General features: G+C 41.4%; 1 pseudogene. It reads right to left on the bottom strand.

From position 1 onward, the window contains the following. Positions 1–244, bottom strand: a pseudogene (locus ACWA1B_RS23380) (FAD-dependent monooxygenase); the annotation flags it as partial.

Genomic DNA, 244 nt, shown 5'->3' with positions numbered 1-244 from the left:
GCCTCCAATACCGGCACCAATTATAGCAACATGTGGAAAATCGGTATTAACTGGTGTAAAATGATCGGATTGAATTAATCCAGAACCAGAACAGTTAGTGCATAAATGTAGATGAGCTTTAGGTTTAACAGGAGGAGAATCGGTGCTTTTTGTTCTCTCATATTCAGCCAATTCTGCCTTATAAATGCGCTGTGCCTTCTTAGTGAGCCCACGATTTATTTTGCCCTGTCCTTGGCATTCCTGA

Source organism: Flavobacterium xizangense, from assembly GCF_054075145.1.
Note: the sequence above shows the minus strand (reverse complement) of the source record. Positions and strands in the feature narration are given on the sequence as shown.